The organism is Rhodococcus sp. FH8, from assembly GCF_019266085.1.
Lineage (GTDB): Bacteria > Actinomycetota > Actinomycetes > Mycobacteriales > Mycobacteriaceae > Rhodococcus_F > Rhodococcus_F qingshengii.
Map to the genome: position 1 here is coordinate 124,999 of NZ_LPNQ01000080.1, position 18,961 is coordinate 143,959.

Sequence of the window (18,961 nt, forward strand, 5' to 3'; positions counted from 1 at the left end):
CATGGGGGACCGAATCGAATTGCGCGGACTGAAGGTTCGCGGCAATCACGGAGTGTTCGACCACGAGAAGCGTGACGGTCAGGACTTCTTCATCGACATCACCGTGTGGATGGACTTGGCTCCCGCCGCGGCGTCGGACGACCTGACGCAGACCCTCCACTACGGCGAGTTGGCGGAAGCCGCCGCAGCGATCGTCGCCGGCCCGTCGCGCGATCTCATCGAGACCGTCGCCGCTGAGATCGCCGACGACGTCATGAAAGATTCGCGAGTCGAGAGCGTCGAGGTTGTTGTCCACAAACCGTCGGCACCGATTCCGCTGGTTTTTGCGGACGTCGCCGTCGTCGCACATCGGACCCGATCGGCATGACGCGCGCTGTTCTGTCGATCGGTTCCAACATCGGCGACAGTGTGGCTCACCTACAGTCCGTTGTCGACGGGTTGGGCAGCGCCGTCGTTGCTGTCTCACCGGTCTACTCGACCGCGCCGTGGGGTGGCGTCGAGCAGCAGGATTTCTACAACGCGGTGGTGGTGGTCGACGATCCCGAAGCCGATGCCGCTGAATGGCTTCGCCGCTCGCAAGCTCTCGAGGAAGCCGCAGACCGGGTGCGCGAACAGCGGTGGGGGCCACGGAGCCTGGACGTGGACGTAGTCGACTGCGAAGGCGTCGTCAGTTCCGATCCCGTGCTCACACTTCCGCATCCGCGCGCGCATCTTCGGGCATTCGTTCTCGTTCCCTGGCTGGACGTCGAGCCTGACGCGACGCTGATCGTCGACGGCCAGAAGTTGCCGGTGGCACAAATTCTCGACGGCCTCGATAGCACTGAGCGCGAAGGTGTCCGCACTACCGATGTGGTGCTTGCGCGGTGACCGAAAACGACAAGGGTTTGAAGCCGACCCGGATCAGTGAACTCGCGGTACTCGCCGCAGTGGCGGCCGTGGCCACCTGGATTCTGATTCGCGTGTTCTACGGTTCGATGCCGCCCATCCCCGTTTATGCGGGAGCATCGCTCTACTTCGTCGCCGTTGCCGAGGCCGTCTTCGCTTTTGTCATTCGTTCACGCGTCAAGAACCGGCAGGTCGGCGACGGACTCAGACAGCTTCATCCGATCACCGCCGCCCGAGCGCTGGCATTGGCCAAAGCATCCGCTTTGGTCGGTTCAGCTACCGTCGGTGTCTGGGTCGGAGTGCTGGTGTATCTCATCCCACAGCGTTCAGTTCTGCAGGCTGCAGCCTCCGACACGCCGGGCGCGTGGGTGGGGTTGGGCGCCGCAATTGCGCTGGTAGCGGCAGCTCTGTGGCTCGAACATTGTTGCAAGACGCCGGAAGATACACCTGACGAGCCTGCGCACTGACAGCCTGGTCGGCAAATCACCCACCGAGGTACGTGGCGACCCCGGTCTCGGCAAGTACCCTGGCAACCATGACAAATTCTGGTCGATCGAAGTCTGCGCGCCGAAGCAAGCGCAGCGCGAGCCAGATGATCATTGCTGCTCTTCTGGCACTTGCTGTCATTGCTTCGCTGTTTCTGATTTTCAGCAACAGCGTTCAGCTTCTTCGGGTGGGTCTGGTCGTCGCTCTGTGGGCAGCCACCCTCGGCGCTATCGCCATGACCAAGTATCGGCGTGAGTCGGCACTGGACAAAGCCAAGGTTGCCGATCTGCAGACCGTGTACGAACTGCAGCTCGAACGTGAAATTTCTGCTCGACGCGAGTACGAACTGAGCGTCGAAGGGCGCGTGCGACGTGAGGTGACCGCGGACGCGGAGGAACTGGCCGGCCTGCGCGCCGAATTGGTGGCGCTGCGCCGAAACCTCGAAGCACTGTTCGAAGGTGGGCTGCTGCCCGAACAGACCGCGCTCAAGACCGATTCGACGCGAGTGCCGGAACTTGGCGGTAGTTCGTACGGCGCGTACCAGCCGGCACCGTCGGGGTTGTACGTTCCCGGCGCCGGCCAGAGCGGGCCCAGCCAACCGGCACCGAACGTCGGCGGCTTGGCTTCGCCCAACGACGATCCGGTGACTGCTGAGACAACCGTCGTGTTCGCGGAGACGTCGTGGCGTGACAGCAGCTTCGTGGCGCCGCGCGTCATCCCGACCCAGAAGTCTCGAGAGACGCAGAAGCCACAAGAGACGCAGAAGCCCCAGAGCGGGAACCAAGCACCGAGTTCTCCGGTGAGTTCCTCGCCGACACGAACGGTGAAAGACGTTTCGGTGAAGAAGGATTCGGAGCCGGTCGCGCCGGTCGAGCCTGAAGTCAAGGCTCCCGCCCAGGCCCCGAACATCGAAGATGCCGTCATCGAAGACGCTGTCGTCGAAGAGGTGCCCGAGGTTGTTCGCGCGGTTGTTCCCGAAGCTGTCGCGGAAGCTGAACCCGAATCCGCTGCGGAGCCTGACGCGGAGCCGCGACGTCGTCGCCGTGCTGCTCCGGAAGATGCCGCCAGTGGTGCTCATTCCAACGGATTGACCGTCGCCGAAATCATGGCGAATCTGAGTTCGAACAACCCGTCCGAAGGCTCCGGTCGACGCCGTCGCCGAGAGGACTGAGTCGCAGATCACTCGCCCGGCCATGGCATGACGGTTCGGGCGAAGGATATCCTCGGACGCAGAACGTCTGGTACCCGCCGAGCGGGACTGGAACGAACGAGAGGAATCCGGTGACTTCCTTCGGGATCACTAATGGACCTGCACCTGCGCGATTGACGGTAGGAATTGTCTCCGCAGGCAGGGTCGGAACAGCTGTCGGTGCCGCATTGGAGCGAGCCGGTCATGTTGTCAGCGCTTGCTCCGCCGTTTCCAGCGCCTCGGTTGCCCGCGCTGTGAAGCGGCTTCCCGATACCGAAATTCTTCCGGCTGCCGACGTCGCAGCTCGTTCCGAGTTGCTGATTCTCGCCGTTCCTGACGATCAACTTGCGGATCTTGTTCGAGGTCTGGCGGCCACCCATGCCGTCAAGCCCGGCACGCTCGTCGCCCATACGTCCGGTGCCAACGGGATCGCGATCCTGACTCCACTCACCGAACTGGGCGCACTGCCCCTGGCTATCCATCCGGCGATGACGTTCACCGGTCACGACGAGGACACCGCACGGCTGTCGTCGGCCTGCTTCGGAATCACGGCTGCCGACGACATCGGTTACGCGATCGCGCAGTCACTGGTCCTCGAGATCGGCGGCGAGCCCGTCCGAGTGCGCGAGGAGAACCGCGCGCTCTACCACGCCGCACTGGCTCACGGCAGTAATCACCTGGTCACGCTCGTGGTCGACGCCGTCGAGGCACTGCGAGCGTCGTTGCAAGGTGACGAGCTGCTCGGTCAGCAGTTGGTCGACGGCGATCCGGGTGGAGTGGCCGAGCGAGTCCTGCAGCCGCTGCTGTCGGCGGCCTTGGACAACGCGCTACGACGCGGTCCCTCGGCGTTGACCGGCCCGGTGGCACGCGGCGACGCTGCTGCTGTCGACACACATTTGCGCGTACTGACAGACCTGGATCCGGAGCTCGCTGCCGGCTATCGGGCGATGTCCTTGCGATCGGCCCAGCGGGTGGGTGCCCCCACCGAATTGTTCGACATCGTGACTGAAACGGGAGGTGACCGTCGTGAGTGATCTGCAGGGCGGATACAAGCGCGGCGAACTGACGGTGCACCACGATCCGGACAAGCTTCGGCGCGTCTCGCGGGCACTGCGAGGTGTCGGGCGTCAGGTGGCGCTCGTTCCGACGATGGGTGCGCTGCATGCCGGCCACATCGAACTGGTTCGTCAGGCCAAGGTCACCGGCGCCGTCGTGATCGTTTCCATCTTCGTGAACCCGCTCCAGTTCGGTGCCGGTGAAGACCTGGACGCGTACCCGCGCACTCTCGATGCGGATCTCGACCTGTTGCGCGCCGAGGGCGTCGAATTGGTGTTCGCGCCGAGCGCCAAGACGATGTACCCGCGGGGCCAGCGCACCACCATCGTGCCGGGCCCGTTGGGTAGCGAACTCGAAGGCGGAGCGCGCCCCACTCACTTCGCGGGAATGCTGACGGTAGTGGCGAAGTTGCTGCAGATCGCGGCACCCAATCACGCGTACTTCGGTGAGAAGGACTATCAGCAGCTGACGCTCATCCGTCAGATGGTGTGGGATCTCAACTTCGATGTACAGATCATCGGAGTTCCGACGGTTCGCGAGTTCGACGGCCTCGCGTTGTCCTCTCGCAATCGCTACCTCGACGAGAACCAGCGCGCGGCAGCGGTCGCGCTGTCCGCCGCTCTGATCGCCGGTGCACACGCGGCGGCTGGGGGAGCGGAAGCAATCCTGGAAACCGCACGCGCTGTTCTGGCAGCTGTTCCGGAAATCGAGGTCGACTACCTCGAGGTTCGGGGCGTCGATCTGGGCCCCGCACCCGAGCGAGGTGACGGCCGACTGTTGGTGGCCGCCAAGCTCGGAACCACCCGTTTGATCGACAACGTCGGTGTCGCGGTGGGAACCGGCTTCCTCGAGCGTGACACCGACCCATCCGCCGACGCCATCGACGACCTGCTGTCTCACTGAGCACTTTTCACGAGTAAGGACCTGGATATGTTTCGCACGATGATGAAGTCGAAGATCCACCGCGCCACCGTGACTCACGCCGACCTGCATTACGTCGGCTCCGTCACCGTCGACCAGGATCTGATGGACGCCGCAGACCTCCTCGAAGGCGAACAGGTGTGCATCGTCGACATCGACAACGGTGCGCGTCTCGAGACGTACGTCATTGCCGGCGAGCGCGGAACCGGTGTCATCGGAATCAACGGTGCGGCAGCGCATCTGGTCAAGCCAGGTGACCTGGTCATCCTCATCGCCTACGGCGTGATGAACGAGCAGGAAGTCAAGGAGTACTCCCCGCGCGTCGTCTTCGTCGATGCCGACAACAAGCAGATCGAACTCGGTTCCGACCCGGCTCACGCGCCGGAGGGTTCGGGTCTGATCACCCCACGCATGCTGTCGACGCTCGAGGCCTCGCGCGAATCCAGCCTGGTGTAATCCATGCTGCTCACGGTCGACGTCCGGAACACCAACATCGTTCTCGGTCTGTTCTCCGGGACTGGTGAGTATTCGAAGCTGTTGCAGGACTGGCGAATGCGAACCGATCCTCGGATGACTGCCGACGAGTTGGCGTTGACCTTCCGTGGGCTGTTGGGTTCTCATGTCGATCAGATCACCGGCGTTGCGGCGCTGTCGACAGTGCCGTCCGTCTTGCGTGAAATCCGTGTGATGCTCGAGCGGTACTGGGGTCACGTTCCCCATGTGGTGGTCGAACCGGGTATTCGCACCGGAGTGCCACTGCTGGTGGACAACCCCAAAGAGGTGGGAGCCGACCGGATCGTCAACAGCCTTGCCGCTCACCATCTTTACGAGGGGCCGTGCATTGTCGTGGACTTCGGTACGTCGACCTGTGTCGACGTCGTTTCCGCCAAGGGTGAGTTTCTGGGCGGCTGCATCGCGCCCGGACTCGAGATCTCGACCGATGCCTTGGCGTCGCAGTCCGCTGCGCTGCGCAAGGTCGAATTGGTGCGCCCGCGTTCGGTGGTCGGCAAGAATACCGTCGAATGCATGCAGTCCGGTGCGGTATTCGGCTTTGCGGGCCTCGTCGACGGATTGGTCAACCGCGTCCGCGACGAACTACCGGAGTTCGGTGGTGACGACGTCTCCGTGATCGCGACCGGGGACAGCGCACCGCTGATCATTCCCGAGTCCGACACCATCGATCACCTCGAACGGGACCTCACCCTCGAGGGGCTGAGGTTGGTCTTCGAGCGCAATCAGGCGCGTCGTGGATCCGGTCGACGACCCGTCGCCTGATCGATGGTTTCGTTCCAGCGGTTTCGCGATTGCAAAAGTTATGCCACAATGGTGCTCGTGAATCGCTGCATGGGTGCTCAGGAGTGTTGTCGAGGCTGACCGCTGCCTTGACCAATTCACATTCCTTGGAGCTAGCTCATGCTATCCACATATTCTGCAGATCTCTCTGTTTTGGCCCCGACTCTTACTGCTGACCGTGCTGTTTCCGCAGGTCGTAGCGCTAATCGTGGGGCGTCCGGACGCCGCCCGAGTGGTGCGTCGTTGCCCACCCGCCTTCGCCCGGCCGATCTGCTGCGGCTGACCGACGAGGGAGCAAACGGCGTGCTCGACGGCCGTTTCGATCACCTCATCCCCGACACCTTCCCGACGCTCGACCGTTGGTCCACCCGCTTGCACGCGGACGACGACGTCGATGTGTGGCTCATCAGTTGGGTGCCCGAACGCAACACCGAATTGCACGACCACGCAGGCTCGTTCGGCGCCTTGACCGTCCTCAGTGGTTCGCTCACCGAATTCCGTTGGGCCGGTGACGCCCTGGTGGAACGCCAGCTCGACGCCGGCGATCAGGCTTCGTTCCCGCTCGGATGGGTTCACGATGTCGTGCGTTCGACGGATGCTCCCGGTGCTCCGATCGAAATCAGCTCTGATGCACCGACTCTGAGTGTTCACGCCTACTCGCCGCCGCTGACGGCAATGTCCTTCTACGAAGTGACGGATCACCGGACACTTCGCCGCACCCGTACCGAGCTGACCGACCTGCCCGAGGGGGGCACCAAATGACCATCGACCAAATGCTCGACGACGCTCGCGCACAGATCGATCGTATGTACGTCTTCCAGCTCACCGAAGCCTTCCACCGCGGCGCGATCTTCGTCGACATTCGCCCGCAGGCGCAGCGCGCCATCGAGGGAACTCTTCCCGGTGCACTCGCGATCGAGCGGAACGTGCTCGAATGGCGCCTCGACCCCACCAGCAGCGCACACCTCGCGTTGGCCACCGACCACGACGTCGAGTGGGTGATCGTCTGCTCCGAGGGTTACACCTCGAGCCTGGCCGCAGCGTCGTTGCAGCAGTTGGGTCTGCACAAGGCCACCGATCTCGTGGGCGGGTACCAGGCGATCAAGGCCGCCGGCCTGCTCGGTGCGCTCAGCGGAGTTCGTCATTGCTCCCGCGAGTTGGCGGCGGTTTCGGCTCATTGAGGTATTTGCTGTGCGCCTTTATTAACCGCGGGCGGTTAATAAAGGCGCACAGCGGGTCTGGCGGTACATCTTCGGGCTCATTCCGTGATGTCGGGTGAAGGCCGTCGTGAGCGCAAAGGGGCTCGAGTAGCCCACTTCTCGCGCGATCGAGGACACCGTTCGTGCCGGGTCTGCGAGTAGATCCGCCGCCACGGACAGTCGCCACTCGGTCAGATAGCCGACAGGTCCGAGCCCCATGAGGCTGGTGAACCGGCGCGCGAAGGCCGCTCGCGAACAGCCGGTCTCCTGGGCCAGGCTCGCGACCGTCCAGGGGTGCTCCGGCCGATTGTGTATGAGCCGCAAGGCATGCCCGATGACGGGATCCTCGTAGGCCTTGATCCATCGCGGCGATCGATCCGGGTTCGCCGCGAACCAGGTACGGACCGCCGAGATCAGAACCAGGTCGAGGAGCCTGTCCAACAACACTTCCTGTCCTGGCCCGTCCGCGGCGATTTGTTGTTCCAGAAGCGTCGTCATCGGCGTGGTTTCCATGCTGCGACGGACTACCGCGACGGGTATCAGGCTGTCGAGAATCTGCCCGCTGACGTAAGAGTCCAAACGGTATGTGCCCGTGAGCATGACGGTCTGACCACTGGTCGAGTTGCCCCAGGTGCGAACGCCGAGAACCGACATGTCCTCGAGCGGTGTGCCGTCGACCGCAGCGCAATTCTGTGCTTCGTCGATCAGTACGTGGACTGGTGTGTCCGGGTGATCGGCGACCGTATACGGATCGGGGCCGCGCAACAGTGCAACGTCGCCGGCCTCGAGATCTTCTGTCTGTCCGGTGTCGGAGACGACGACCGCGCTGCCTCGAACCAGAACCAGCACGGTGATCGGTGCGTGGTCCTCGATACGTAATGACCACGGTGGATCGAGCAGCGAGCGCAGTAGAAAAGCGCCCTCCGCCCGCGATCCGGCCAGCATCATCGACAATGCATCCATGCTTCGACCGTAGACGCTGGCGTATGTTTCTGCGACCTTCGGCTATGGATCGTATTGGTGCTCCGCGGTCGAATGAGTGCATGACGACAACAAGCGACATTCAATCGGCAGTAGTGATCGGTGGTACCGGTAAGACCGGTGCGCGCGTTGCGCAGAGGCTGACGGCGGTGGGAATCCGTACCCGAATCGCGTCGAGAACATCCGGGACGCGTTTCGACTGGAACGATCAGGCGACGTGGCAGCCAGCAGTGTCCGGCGTCGACGTGGCATATGTGACGTATGCGCCAGATCTGGCTGTTCCGAAATCGAGCACCCACATCGAGGAGTTCGCGGAGCTTGCGTACCGCGAAGGGGTTCGTCGCATGGTGCTCTTGTCCGGGCGCGGTGAACCGGCGGCGCAGAAAGCCGAGCAGGTTCTCGCCGACAGCGGTCTGGAATGGGCTGTGGTGCGGGCCAGTTGGTTTGCCCAGAACTTCAGTGAGGGGTACCTACTCGATCCGATTCGGGAAGGCCACCTGGCACTTCCGGTCGGTGAGGTGGGGGAGCCGTTCATCGACGTCGACGATCTCGCCGACGTGGCGGTGGCCGCATTGACTCGAACCGACCTCCTCGGCCGAGTTCTCGAGGTGACAGGTCCGGAGTTGCTCACCTTCGCGGCGGCGGTGGATGCGATTTCGACGGCGTCGGGTCGTCTCGTGACATTCGAAAGAATTGGACTCAAACAGTTTTCCGACGGCATGGCGGAGGTCGGCGTCCCGAGTGACGTCGTGGAGTTACTCAGGTACCTGTTTGCCGAGGTTCTCGACGGACGAAATCAAAGTGTGACCGGCGTCGTCGAAGAGGTCCTGGAACGACCCGCTCGAGATTTCACCACATTTGCCGCCGAGGCTGCTCGAACGGGGGTCTGGTCGTGAAGAAATCCGAGATCTTCTTGGAGTTGCTCGTCGGCGTGACTGCGCTCGGCGCGCTCGTTGCCGGTGGCGCGTTGTTCGCGTTCTCGGCCTTCGTAATGCCCGCTCTGCGGTCGGTCGATGCACACGCCGCGATCACGTCGATGCAGGCGATCAACGTCGAAGCACCGCGGAGCGCCTTGATGCTGCCACTCGTCGGATCGGCGCTCACCGCGATCGCCGCCGGAATCTGGGCAGCGATCTCCAGACCGGACGGCTGGGTCCTTGCCGTTGTCGGTTGCGTCGGGGTGCTCGCGTCCTTCGCGGTGACAGCGATCTACCACGTCCCCCGCAACGACGCTTTTGCCTCGGTCAGCGCTACCGATGCAGCCGCATGGGCGTCGTACGAGGCGGGTTGGACGGTGTGGAATCACGTCAGGGTTGCGCTGTACTTCCTGTCGGGAATCGTGCTCGCGGTCGCCGCGGTGCTACCAGCAACAAACGCGGTGGACACGGCCCAGTAGTCTTGTACCCCGTGAGTGATGTAGAAGCCCAGCCAGTCGACGACACCCCCGAGCAGCTCCGTATCCGGCGCGAGAAGCGTGAACGGATCCTGGCGCAGGGGCAGGAGGCGTACCCGGTTTCGGTCGATCGCACCCACACGCTCGCGCAGATCCGCGCGGAGTACCCGGAACTCGAGCCGGACACGGCGACTGGTGTGCTGGTCGGCGTCGTCGGCCGCGTCATCTTCATGCGCAACACCGGCAAGTTGTGCTTCGCGACTCTGCAGGAAGGCGACGGTACCCAGCTGCAGGCCATGATCAGCCTCGCCGGCGTCGGCGAAGAGGCACTGGCTGCCTGGAAGTCCGACGTCGACCTCGGCGACTTCGTCTTCATCCACGGTGAGGTCATCAGCTCCCGTCGCGGCGAGCTCAGCGTGATGGCCGACGCGTGGCAGATCGCGTCCAAGTCGCTGCGCCCCCTGCCGGTTGCTCACAAGGAAATGAGCGAAGAGTCCCGGGTGCGTCAGCGCTACGCGGATCTGATCGTTCGCCCCGAGGCTCGGGACAACGCCCGCAAGCGCGTCGCAGTTGTCCGTGCGCTGCGCAATGCACTCGAGAGCCGCGGCTTCCTCGAGGTCGAGACGCCGATGCTGCAGACGCTGCACGGCGGCGCGGCAGCTCGCCCGTTCGTCACGCACTCGAACGCCCTCGACATCGACCTGTACCTGCGTATCGCGCCGGAACTGTTCCTCAAGCGTTGCGTCGTCGGCGGTATCGAGAAGGTCTTCGAGATCAACCGCAACTTCCGCAACGAGGGCGTCGACTCCACCCACTCGCCCGAGTTCGCGATGCTCGAGACGTACGAGGCCTACGGCACGTACGACGATTCCGCGAAGATGATTCGTGAACTCGTCCAGGAAGTTGCGCAGGAAGCATTCGGCACGCAGGTCCTCACCCTCGCCGACGGTTCCGAGTACGACGTCAGTGGCGAGTGGCAGGTTCTCGAGATGTACCCGTCGCTGTCGGCTGCCATCGGCACCGAGGTCACGCCGGATACGACGGTCGACGAGCTTCTCGCTCTGGCGGAGAAGGTCGGCCTCGAGGTTCCCAAGGACAAGGGTTACGGCCACGGCAAGCTCGTCGAGGAGTTGTGGGAACACCAGTGCGGCGATCAGCTGTACGTGCCGACGTTCGTCCGTGACTTCCCGGTCGAGACGTCGCCCCTGACCCGTGATCACCGCAGCAAGAAGGGTGTCACCGAGAAGTGGGACCTCTACATCCGCGGATTCGAATTGGCGACCGGCTACTCCGAACTGGTCGACCCGGTCATCCAGCGTGAGCGCTTTGTCGACCAGGCGCGCCTCGCGTCGGCAGGCGACGACGAAGCGATGGTGCTGGACGAGGAGTTCCTCGCCGCGATGGAACAGGGCATGCCGCCGACCACCGGCACCGGCATGGGAATCGATCGACTGCTGATGGCTTTGACTGGTCTCGGTATTCGCGAGACGATCCTCTTCCCGATCGTTCGTCCGTCCGCTCGCTAGCTTTACTTCGATCAAGGTTCGGCCGCACATGTTGCGGCCGAACCTTTTTCAGTTGGGGCGCTCCCAAGGTATTCGATAGTTCCCAACGACATTCGCCTGCGGCAAAGGATTCATCCATGCGCGGTCGCCCGAGTTTCGGACTCTCGAATTGTTGCGATGATTTGGTCGATCGTGCCCTGGTTGAGTGCGTCAGGTAGTCCCTGATCCGACTGGACAAGGAAGACCATGACCTCGGCTGTGGAGTATCCGGGTGTGGTGACGACATCGAATTGTGCTGAGGGCGGATCGCATTCGTTGTCCGCCGGGATATTTGTGACGGTTGCGGTGTACCGGATCGCAGGGCGTCCGGAGATGGTGAAATTCGTGGGTCCGCTGTAAGCGATGCTGGCGAGAGTGCCGTTCTTGGAGGCGAAGATTGCGCTCGGTAGAGGTCTTTTCTCGAGTCGTCGTCTGTCATGATTCCCCCGTCTGGATGCATCCCCCGATGCGCCGCAAAGAATGTATCGGCACTGTCTTTGTCGCAAGACAAGTCGATCGGCATACCCGGCGGCGAGAAGTCCCAATCATCCTGGCGAGCCAAGACAGGACGTTTGTCCAGGTGCTATTGTCGCTGCTTATCGAAGGATCTGGGGAGGAATGGTCGTGGTGAAAAAGGTTGTTGTCACGATGGTTGACGATCTGGACAATAAATCGCCCGCCGACGAAACTGTGGAGTTTTCCGTCGACGGAGTTGCTTACGAAATCGATCTCACCGCCGCCCACGCCGCGGAACTGCGCGATGCACTGAAAAAGTGGATTCCCCATGCGAGAAAGTCGAATTCCGCAAAATCGGCCAACGGATCGGTGGCCAAGTCTCGCCCAGTTGCCGACCGCGATCAGAGTGCCGCCATCCGCGAATGGGCCAAGGGGGCCGGCTTCGAGATTTCGGCCCGCGGTCGTATTTCCACCGAGGTGCGCCGAGCCTACGAAAAGGCCGTCTGAAATGGATCGCGAATGGATTCGGGCGCATTTTGCCGAAACGGATTGATAACGCGTTCTAGTTTGTTAGCGTCTGCACGGTTCGCATCTCTCGTAGAGGAGTCGGTCGTGCACAGAAACAGGTTGTTCGGGGGCGTGGTTCTTGCCGCTCTGATGCTCGTCGGGTTCACCTCCGTGGCTTCGGCTCAGGCTCCGCTGCCCGTGCCCAATGCCTTCCTTGCCGGTGTTCCTCAGGAGTTGGGAAATCCTGGCGGTTCAGCTCCGGGATCCAATGACTTTTCGTGTAAACCGACTGCCGAACATCCCAATCCGGTTGTGCTCGTTCACGGAACGGGTGGAAACAGGCAGACCAACTGGGCCACCTATGCGCCGTTGCTCGCCAACGAGGGCTACTGCGTCTTCGCGCTGACATACGGCAACTTCCCCGAGCAACCGTGGCCGTTGTCGGCGATCGGCGGAATGCAGGAAATTCCTTCCAGCGCAGCACAATTGTCGAATTTCGTCGATCAAGTACTTGATGCCACGGGTGCTACATCGGTAGATCTGATCGGACATTCCCAGGGCACCATCATCAACGGGTACTACGCGAAGTTCCTCGGTGGTGCCGATAAAGTGGACAACATCGTCTCGGTGGCGTCGCTGTGGAAGGGGACGCTCGGAAACGAGCAGGCAAGTGTCGGCCGCAGCCTTCGCGAACTCGGGGTATCCGAGGCAGCGCAGGCCGGATTCCCGATCTGCAAGGCATGTCTGAACATGGGGGCAGGCTCGGAGTTCATCGAAAATCTCCGTGCGGGAGGCGTTTACGCGCCGGGTGTTCACTACACGAACATCACGACCCGCTACGACGAACTGGTGCTGCCGTATACAAATGGGCTGGAGCCTGGGCCGAACGCCACCAACATCGTCGTCCAGGACGGTTGTGAGCAAGACATCTCCGATCACCTGGCAATCGCGGCATCGCTGCGCGCCGCGACTTTTGCTCTCAATGCACTCGACCCCGCGCATCAGCGGCCGGTACCGTGCAACTCGGTATTGCCCGTCGTGGGTTGATCAATTTGCGGAGGCCTTCGGTGGGGATTCGAACATGCGTGGGCGCTCTCGCTGTGGCGGGGGCCGTGGCCGCGTCCGCGCCGTCTCTTGCGTCGGCGAACGAACCTCTTCCCGTTCCGTCCGGTTTCCTCAGTGGAATCGCCCTCGAAGCGACCAACCCGGGCGGATCGGCCCCTGGCACCAACGACTTCTCGTGCACGCCTTCCGCTGCTCATCCTGATCCAGTCGTCCTTGTGCACGGGACGGCGGCCAACCGTCAGACCAATTGGGGCGTACTCGCACCCGTACTGGTCAACGAGGGACACTGCGTTTTTGCGCTCACCTTCGGGAATCGAACGGACCAGCCGTGGCCGATTTCCGCAGCCGGCGGTCTCGCACCACTCGGAGACAGCGCAGGGCAGCTGTCGGACTTCGTCGACGACGTTCTCTCTGCGACGGGTGCCTCGAAGGTCGACCTGATCGGACACTCTCAGGGGACGACGGTCAGTGCGTACTACGTCAAGTTTCTCGGCGGCGACGCGAAGGTTTCCACGATCGTCTCCATCGCTCCGTTGTGGGACGGCTCGGAGGTCGGGCCGCCGGAAGGCATCGGGGGACCGGATTTCGACAACGCCACCTTCGTCACCGAACTGCGCGACGCGGGCGTCTACTCCGATGACGTCGAGTACACCAACATCGTGACTCGGTTCGATCAAGTGGTCGTTCCGTACAGCAGCGGAATACTGGCCGCGTCGAACGCGTCGAACATAGTTGTTCAGGACGGTTGCGAGCAGGACCTGTCGGATCACATCGCGCTGGTGGCGTCTCAGCGAACGGCGACTCTGACGCTCAACGCGCTGGATCCGTCGAATCCGCGTGAGGTGCCGTGCGCTCGGGTACTCCCGATATTCGGCTGATCAGGCGTCGAAAATCGCTGTTCGCTTCAGGCGTACAGGAACCGGGAAACGATTCCCTCAGCTGCGACGTTGTGAACGGTAAGCAGTCCGGCTTCCGCCGCCAATCGGGTGGAGGAGCAGCAGGTGGACTTCGCGCCCTCTAGAGTAATAAGTGGGGTCGTGCAACCTTTGTCGATTCGTGGACGTCAGTCCGCTGACCGGCGAGGCGATCAGTCTGTAGTGCCGGAGCGAAACGCGGCGACCAGGGACGAGACATCCGGTCTCGAACCTGCCCGCCGGAGAGTGTGAGGGAGAGCGATGTTCGAGAGGTTCACCGATCGCGCGCGGCGCGTTGTTGTCCTGGCTCAAGAAGAAGCCAGGATGCTCAACCACAACTACATCGGCACGGAGCACATCCTTCTCGGCCTCATTCACGAGGGCGAAGGTGTCGCAGCCAAGTCGTTGGAGTCGTTGGGTATCTCCCTCGAGGGAGTCCGCAGCCAGGTCGAGGAGATCATCGGCCAGGGCCAGCAGGCTCCGTCCGGTCACATCCCCTTCACACCGCGCGCCAAGAAAGTCCTCGAGCTGAGTCTGCGCGAAGCGCTGCAGCTCGGACACAACTACATCGGTACGGAGCACATCCTGCTCGGTCTCATCCGTGAGGGTGAGGGCGTAGCAGCCCAGGTTCTGGTCAAGCTCGGTGCCGATCTCAACCGCGTCCGCCAGCAGGTCATCCAGCTGCTGTCGGGCTACCAGGGCAAAGAGCCCACCGAAACCGGTGGCACCCGCGGAGAGGCCGGCACGCCGTCCACCTCGCTCGTGCTCGACCAGTTCGGTCGCAACCTGACGCAAGCTGCCCTCGAAGGCAAGCTGGACCCGGTCATCGGCCGCTCGAAGGAAATCGAGCGCGTCATGCAGGTTCTCTCGCGTCGTACCAAGAACAACCCGGTTCTCATCGGTGAACCCGGTGTCGGTAAGACCGCTGTGGTCGAGGGCCTGGCTCAGGCAATCGTCAACGGTGAGGTCCCCGAGACCCTCAAGGACAAGCAGCTGTACACGCTCGACCTCGGGTCGCTCGTGGCCGGCAGCCGTTACCGCGGTGACTTCGAAGAGCGCCTGAAGAAGGTTCTCAAGGAGATCAACACCCGCGGCGACATCATCCTGTTCATCGACGAGCTGCACACCCTCGTGGGTGCGGGCGCGGCCGAGGGCGCTATTGACGCGGCCTCCATCCTCAAGCCCAAGCTTGCTCGCGGTGAGCTGCAGACCATCGGTGCCACCACGCTCGACGAGTACCGCAAGTACATCGAGAAGGATGCTGCCCTCGAGCGTCGTTTCCAGCCTGTTCAGGTGGGCGAGCCGACCGTCGAGCACACCATCGAGATCCTCAAGGGTCTTCGTGACCGCTACGAGGCTCACCACCGTGTCTCCATCACGGACGGTGCTCTCGTGGCAGCGGCGACGCTGGCCGACCGCTACATCAACGACCGCTTCTTGCCGGACAAGGCGATCGACCTCATCGACGAGGCGGGCGCGCGAATGCGCATCCGTCGGATGACTGCACCGCCGGACCTGCGCGAATTCGACGATCGCATCGCCGACGCGCGTCGCGAGAAGGAGTCCGCGATCGACGCGCAGGACTTCGAGAAGGCTGCGAACCTGCGGGACAAGGAGAAGACCCTCGTTGCTCAGCGCGCTGAGCGTGAGAAGCAGTGGCGTGCGGGCGACCTGGACGTCATTGCCGAGGTCGACGACGAGCAGATCGCCGAGGTTCTGGGCAACTGGACCGGTATCCCCGTCTTCAAGCTCACCGAGGAGGAGACCACTCGTCTGCTCCGCATGGAAGAGGAACTGCACAAGCGGATCATCGGCCAGGAAGAGGCGGTCAAGTCCGTCTCGAAGGCGATCCGTCGTACGCGTGCAGGTCTGAAGGATCCCAAGCGTCCCTCGGGCTCGTTCATCTTCGCCGGCCCGTCCGGTGTCGGTAAGACGGAGCTCGCGAAGTCGCTCGCCAACTTCCTGTTCGGCGACGACGACGCCTTGATCCAGATCGACATGGGCGAGTTCCACGACCGCTTCACCGCTTCGCGTCTGTTCGGTGCCCCTCCCGGGTACGTCGGATACGAAGAGGGCGGCCAGCTCACCGAGAAGGTGCGCCGCAAGCCGTTCAGCGTCGTGCTGTTCGACGAGATCGAGAAGGCACACCAGGAGATCTACAACACCCTCCTGCAGGTGCTCGAGGACGGCCGTCTCACCGACGGTCAGGGACGTACCGTCGACTTCAAGAACACGGTGCTGATCTTCACGTCCAACCTCGGTACGTCGGACATCTCCAAGGCAGTCGGCCTGGGCTTCAGCTCGGGAACGGGCACGGAGTCGAACTACGAGCGCATGAAGCTCAAGGTTCACGACGAGCTGAAGAAGCACTTCCGTCCCGAGTTCTTGAACCGTATCGACGACATCGTCGTCTTCCATCAGCTCACGAACGAGCAGATCGTTCAGATGGTCGACCTGATGCTCGCTCGCGTCGAGGCGGCACTCAAGAACAAGGACATGGCCATGGAGGTCACCGACAAGGCCAAGTCGCTTCTGGCCAAGCGCGGATTCGATCCGGTACTGGGTGCACGACCGCTGCGTCGCACCATCCAGCGCGAGATCGAGGACCAGATGTCCGAGAAGATCCTCTTCGGAGAGATCGGACCCGGCCACATCGTGCTCGTCGACGTCGAGAACTGGGACGGCGAAGGCTCGGGCGAGGACGCGAAGTTCACGTTCACGCCTACCAAGAAGCCGATCGACGTGCCGGACGCACCGCCGATCGAGCTGACCAAGGCCGGCGAAAGCGAAAGCGCAGCAGAGTAGTACAGCAGAGTAGGTAACGAACGGGCGGCACCTCACCGGTGCCGCCCGTTTCGTGTATCACGGGAGAGGGCGTACACATGAACGACATCGAACTGGGTCACCTGCGTCGTTGCATCGAATTGGCAACGGAAGCATTGGATGCCGGCGACGAACCTTTCGGTTCCGTCCTGGCAGCGGCCGACGGAACATTTCTGGCGGAGGACCGAAACCGGATCGCGGGCGGCGACAACACTCGCCACCCCGAGTTCGAGCTGGCTCGGTGGGCGGCTCAGTACCTGACGCCGGAAGAGCGTTCGACGGCAACGGTATTCACCTCGGGAGAGCACTGCGCGATGTGTTCGGCCGCGCACGCGTGGGTGGGCCTCGGACGTATCGTCTACATCTGCTCTTCGGCTCAACTCGGCGACTGGCTCGCGGAGTGGGGTGTGTCCCCGGCGCCGGTGAAGTCTCTGTCCGTCAACGAGGTTGCGCCGAACGTCCCGGTCGAAGGCCCGGTGCCGGAGTTGGTTCCGCTGGTGCGAGAACTGCATCGGAAGTTGCATTCGCCGAGTGCTTGACGGGCACACACAAACGGGCGGCACCTCGCTGGAGGTGCCGCCCGTTTGCGTGTGAAGTCAGGAAACTGCGTCGACCGCTCGAACCTTCTCTCGCAGTTCACCCTTGACGACCTTGCCGCTTGCATTGCGCGGCAGTGCTTCCACGACGACGATGTCCTTCGGGTGCTTGTAGCGCGCGAGACGATCGTTGAGGAAGCTGCTCAGCTCCTCGATGGTCAGGTCCACGGCTGAACCTGGCGCCATCGCGACGATCGCTACCGGCAGCTCGCCCCACTTGGTGTCGGGGCGACCGACGACGGCCGCTTCGACGATCAATTCGTGTTCGTAGAGAACGTTTTCCACCTCCGCGCAGTAGATGTTCTCTCCGCCGGAGATGATCATGTCCTTCTTGCGATCCACGACGTAGACGAAGCCTTCGTCGTCGACTCGAACGAGATCGCCGGAGTGGAACCATCCACCGTGGAAGGCGTCAGCGGTGGCGGTGGGGTTGTTCCAGTATTCGCTCATCATCGTGGGCCCGCGGTAGACGATTTCACCGATTTCACCGGGTGCCACGTCGTCCATGTTCTCGTCGACGACCCTGGCCGAGATGGTCGGGATGACCCGACCGACGGATCCGAGCTTACGAATCGCATCCTCGCCGTCGAGAACGCAAGTGATGGGCGACATCTCGGTCTGACCGAAGACCGCGACATTGAATGCGTCCGGGAAGGTTTCGGCCATTGCCCGCAGGATCGTATCGGACGACGGTGCGGCGCCCCACGAGATGTTCTTCAGCGACAGTGCTCGAGGTTGCGCCTTCTGTACTGCGCACACGGCCTGCCATTGCACGGGCACGAGGAACAAGCTGGTGACCTTCTCGGCTTCCAGAATGTCGAGTAGTTGACCCGGGTCGAATGCGCCGACCGGATGGATCACCGTGGTCGTGCCGAGTTGCAGGCTCGGCGCTATGGAACCGAGGGCTGCGATGTGGAACATGGGCGACGCACAGAAGCCGATGGAATCGGCATTGAACAGGTGGAAGGCCCTGATACAGGTCAATGCTTGCGAAGACAGGTTGGAGTGGGAGAGCACCGAGCCCTTGGGGCGACCGGTGGTTCCCGAGGTGTACATGATGAGTGCAGGAGTGTCGTCCGGGATGTCGACGAACGCGTGCGACTCGCCCTCTTCGCTGATCAAGTCCTCGTAATTCAGGCTGTCACCCTCGGCGGGGGCGCCTACGGTGATGGAGATGTCGATACCCTCGGACGCGGCTCGCGCAGCTCCGGCCAACGGAGCCAACGGTCCTTCGGCGACAATGACTTTGGAGCCGGAGTCGTTTACCAGATAAGCGACCTCGGGTGGTGTCAGACGGAAGTTCACCGGAACAGCGATGGCGCCCAGTGCGTTGGTCGCGAGCACGACCTCGAGGTATTCGGGGCGGTTGAGCATCAGGATGAGCACGCGGTCGCCGAAGCTGACGCCGCGTCGGGCAAGAGCGTCCGCCAGCTTCTCGACGCGTGCGTCGAGGGTGCTCCAGGTGATGGAATCGCCCAGGAATCGCAGTGCGGTGCGATCGGGAATCATCTGCGCATGCCTGGCGATCTGATTGTTCCAGTTGGTGCGGCGTGAACGCTGCGCCTCGGAGACTGCATCGGTGGAGGCCATCGATGGGTTCCTCTCATGCGTGGGTGATTGTGTGACTCAGGCTACAGTGAGCCGTCGATTCGT

At 62.7% G+C, this 18,961-nt stretch carries 21 protein-coding genes; 19 read left to right on the top strand and 2 right to left on the bottom strand.

The window, feature by feature from the left end; genetic code table 11:
* Position 1 precedes the first annotated feature (1 nt).
* The 10 genes from folB to ATN38_RS27330 all read left to right on the top strand — a co-directional run bounded on the left by folB (position 2) and on the right by ATN38_RS27330 (position 7,011).
* Entirely contained in the window at positions 2-367 is a 366-nt protein-coding gene (folB, locus tag ATN38_RS27285) for a dihydroneopterin aldolase (protein ID WP_003945780.1), read from the top strand.
* The gene (folK, locus tag ATN38_RS27290; RefSeq protein WP_042923562.1) at positions 364-867 is read left to right on the top strand and encodes a 2-amino-4-hydroxy-6-hydroxymethyldihydropteridine diphosphokinase; all 504 of its coding nucleotides are present in this window, start codon (positions 364-366) and stop codon (positions 865-867) included. The genes folB and folK overlap by 4 nt, the downstream gene beginning before the upstream one ends.
* A gap of 17 nt (positions 868-884) precedes the next feature.
* The gene (locus ATN38_RS27295) at positions 885-1,352 is read left to right on the top strand and encodes a DUF3180 domain-containing protein (protein ID WP_153213529.1); all 468 of its coding nucleotides are present in this window, start codon (positions 885-887) and stop codon (positions 1,350-1,352) included.
* 68 nt (positions 1,353-1,420) lie between these two features.
* Positions 1,421-2,542, top strand: a complete 1,122-nt coding sequence (locus tag ATN38_RS27300; protein ID WP_193595660.1) for a DUF6779 domain-containing protein — start codon at positions 1,421-1,423, stop codon at positions 2,540-2,542.
* Positions 2,543-2,652: 110 nt separating this feature from the next.
* Complete coding sequence (locus ATN38_RS27305) at positions 2,653-3,594, top strand: Rossmann-like and DUF2520 domain-containing protein (protein WP_218749066.1); 942 nt, start codon at positions 2,653-2,655, stop codon at positions 3,592-3,594.
* A complete protein-coding gene (panC, locus tag ATN38_RS27310; RefSeq protein ID WP_003945953.1) occupies positions 3,587-4,519 on the top strand; it encodes a pantoate--beta-alanine ligase in 933 nt (310 codons plus the stop codon). Before ATN38_RS27305 ends, panC begins: the two co-directional genes overlap by 8 nt.
* 27 nt (positions 4,520-4,546) lie before the next feature.
* Positions 4,547-4,993, top strand: coding sequence for an aspartate 1-decarboxylase (panD, locus tag ATN38_RS27315; RefSeq protein ID WP_003945761.1), 447 nt, complete (start codon positions 4,547-4,549; stop codon positions 4,991-4,993).
* Positions 4,994-4,996: 3 nt separating this feature from the next.
* Positions 4,997-5,812 (top strand): type III pantothenate kinase, encoded by an 816-nt coding sequence (locus ATN38_RS27320; protein ID WP_007726991.1) that lies wholly within the window; start codon positions 4,997-4,999, stop codon positions 5,810-5,812.
* Positions 5,813-6,073: 261 nt separating this feature from the next.
* Positions 6,074-6,592 (top strand): cysteine dioxygenase family protein, encoded by a 519-nt coding sequence (locus ATN38_RS27325; protein WP_007726989.1) that lies wholly within the window; start codon positions 6,074-6,076, stop codon positions 6,590-6,592.
* Positions 6,589-7,011: a rhodanese-like domain-containing protein gene (locus tag ATN38_RS27330; RefSeq protein WP_003945445.1), complete on the top strand. Its 423-nt coding sequence runs from the start codon at positions 6,589-6,591 to the stop codon at positions 7,009-7,011. The genes ATN38_RS27325 and ATN38_RS27330 overlap by 4 nt, the downstream gene beginning before the upstream one ends.
* A 21-nt stretch (positions 7,012-7,032) precedes the next feature.
* On the opposite strand, the gene ATN38_RS27335 is transcribed toward ATN38_RS27330, so the two are convergent.
* A complete protein-coding gene (locus ATN38_RS27335) occupies positions 7,033-7,992 on the bottom strand; it encodes an AraC family transcriptional regulator (RefSeq protein ID WP_218749067.1) in 960 nt (319 codons plus the stop codon).
* A gap of 80 nt (positions 7,993-8,072) precedes the next feature.
* On the opposite strand from ATN38_RS27335, the gene ATN38_RS27340 reads away from it, so the two are divergent.
* The 9 genes from ATN38_RS27340 to ATN38_RS27380 all read left to right on the top strand — a co-directional run bounded on the left by ATN38_RS27340 (position 8,073) and on the right by ATN38_RS27380 (position 17,251).
* A complete protein-coding gene (locus ATN38_RS27340) occupies positions 8,073-8,906 on the top strand; it encodes an NAD(P)H-binding protein (RefSeq protein ID WP_218749068.1) in 834 nt (277 codons plus the stop codon).
* A complete protein-coding gene (locus ATN38_RS27345) occupies positions 8,903-9,406 on the top strand; it encodes a DUF1772 domain-containing protein (protein WP_042451953.1) in 504 nt (167 codons plus the stop codon). Before ATN38_RS27340 ends, ATN38_RS27345 begins: the two co-directional genes overlap by 4 nt.
* Before the next feature lie 11 nt (positions 9,407-9,417).
* Positions 9,418-10,929, top strand: coding sequence for a lysine--tRNA ligase (lysS, locus tag ATN38_RS27350; protein WP_003945834.1), 1,512 nt, complete (start codon positions 9,418-9,420; stop codon positions 10,927-10,929).
* Between the two features lie 225 nt (positions 10,930-11,154).
* On the top strand, positions 11,155-11,307 hold the full coding sequence (locus tag ATN38_RS27355; protein WP_167548962.1) for a hypothetical protein: 153 nt from the start codon (positions 11,155-11,157) through the stop codon (positions 11,305-11,307).
* Between the two features lie 264 nt (positions 11,308-11,571).
* Positions 11,572-11,910, top strand: a complete 339-nt coding sequence (locus tag ATN38_RS27360) for an Lsr2 family protein (RefSeq protein ID WP_307848877.1) — start codon at positions 11,572-11,574, stop codon at positions 11,908-11,910.
* A gap of 105 nt (positions 11,911-12,015) precedes the next feature.
* Positions 12,016-12,957 (top strand): triacylglycerol lipase, encoded by a 942-nt coding sequence (locus ATN38_RS27365; RefSeq protein ID WP_007726972.1) that lies wholly within the window; start codon positions 12,016-12,018, stop codon positions 12,955-12,957.
* 26 nt (positions 12,958-12,983) lie between these two features.
* On the top strand, positions 12,984-13,853 hold the full coding sequence (locus ATN38_RS27370) for an esterase/lipase family protein (protein WP_374104629.1): 870 nt from the start codon (positions 12,984-12,986) through the stop codon (positions 13,851-13,853).
* Positions 13,854-14,150: 297 nt separating this feature from the next.
* Positions 14,151-16,694 carry an ATP-dependent Clp protease ATP-binding subunit gene (locus ATN38_RS27375; RefSeq protein ID WP_003945604.1) on the top strand — a complete coding sequence of 848 codons (2,544 nt, stop codon included), beginning with the start codon at positions 14,151-14,153 and terminating at the stop codon, positions 16,692-16,694.
* Between the two features lie 77 nt (positions 16,695-16,771).
* Positions 16,772-17,251: a nucleoside deaminase gene (locus ATN38_RS27380; RefSeq protein WP_209911245.1), complete on the top strand. Its 480-nt coding sequence runs from the start codon at positions 16,772-16,774 to the stop codon at positions 17,249-17,251.
* A 57-nt stretch (positions 17,252-17,308) separates the two neighbouring features.
* On the opposite strand, the gene fadD5 is transcribed toward ATN38_RS27380, so the two are convergent.
* Complete coding sequence (gene fadD5, locus ATN38_RS27385) at positions 17,309-18,898, bottom strand: fatty-acid--CoA ligase FadD5 (RefSeq protein ID WP_218749070.1); 1,590 nt, start codon at positions 18,896-18,898, stop codon at positions 17,309-17,311.
* Positions 18,899-18,961 lie beyond the last annotated feature (63 nt).

What these genes read in the sequence shown, in the direction of transcription:
- folK (WP_042923562.1), top strand. Translation starts at nt 364, where the DNA reads ATGACGCGCGCTGTTCTGTCGATCGGTTCCAACATCGGCGACAGTGTG.
- ATN38_RS27335 (WP_218749067.1), bottom strand. Translation starts at nt 7,992, where the DNA reads ATGGATGCATTGTCGATGATGCTGGCCGGATCGCGGGCGGAGGGCGCT.
- ATN38_RS27330 (WP_003945445.1), top strand. Translation starts at nt 6,589, where the DNA reads ATGACCATCGACCAAATGCTCGACGACGCTCGCGCACAGATCGATCGT.
- fadD5 (WP_218749070.1), bottom strand. Translation starts at nt 18,898, where the DNA reads ATGGCCTCCACCGATGCAGTCTCCGAGGCGCAGCGTTCACGCCGCACC.
- panD (WP_003945761.1), top strand. Translation starts at nt 4,547, where the DNA reads ATGTTTCGCACGATGATGAAGTCGAAGATCCACCGCGCCACCGTGACT.
- ATN38_RS27355 (WP_167548962.1), top strand. Translation starts at nt 11,155, where the DNA reads ATGACCTCGGCTGTGGAGTATCCGGGTGTGGTGACGACATCGAATTGT.
- ATN38_RS27340 (WP_218749068.1), top strand. Translation starts at nt 8,073, where the DNA reads ATGACGACAACAAGCGACATTCAATCGGCAGTAGTGATCGGTGGTACC.
- ATN38_RS27300 (WP_193595660.1), top strand. Translation starts at nt 1,421, where the DNA reads ATGACAAATTCTGGTCGATCGAAGTCTGCGCGCCGAAGCAAGCGCAGC.
- folB (WP_003945780.1), top strand. Translation starts at nt 2, where the DNA reads ATGGGGGACCGAATCGAATTGCGCGGACTGAAGGTTCGCGGCAATCAC.
- ATN38_RS27320 (WP_007726991.1), top strand. Translation starts at nt 4,997, where the DNA reads ATGCTGCTCACGGTCGACGTCCGGAACACCAACATCGTTCTCGGTCTG.
- ATN38_RS27380 (WP_209911245.1), top strand. Translation starts at nt 16,772, where the DNA reads ATGAACGACATCGAACTGGGTCACCTGCGTCGTTGCATCGAATTGGCA.
- ATN38_RS27375 (WP_003945604.1), top strand. Translation starts at nt 14,151, where the DNA reads ATGTTCGAGAGGTTCACCGATCGCGCGCGGCGCGTTGTTGTCCTGGCT.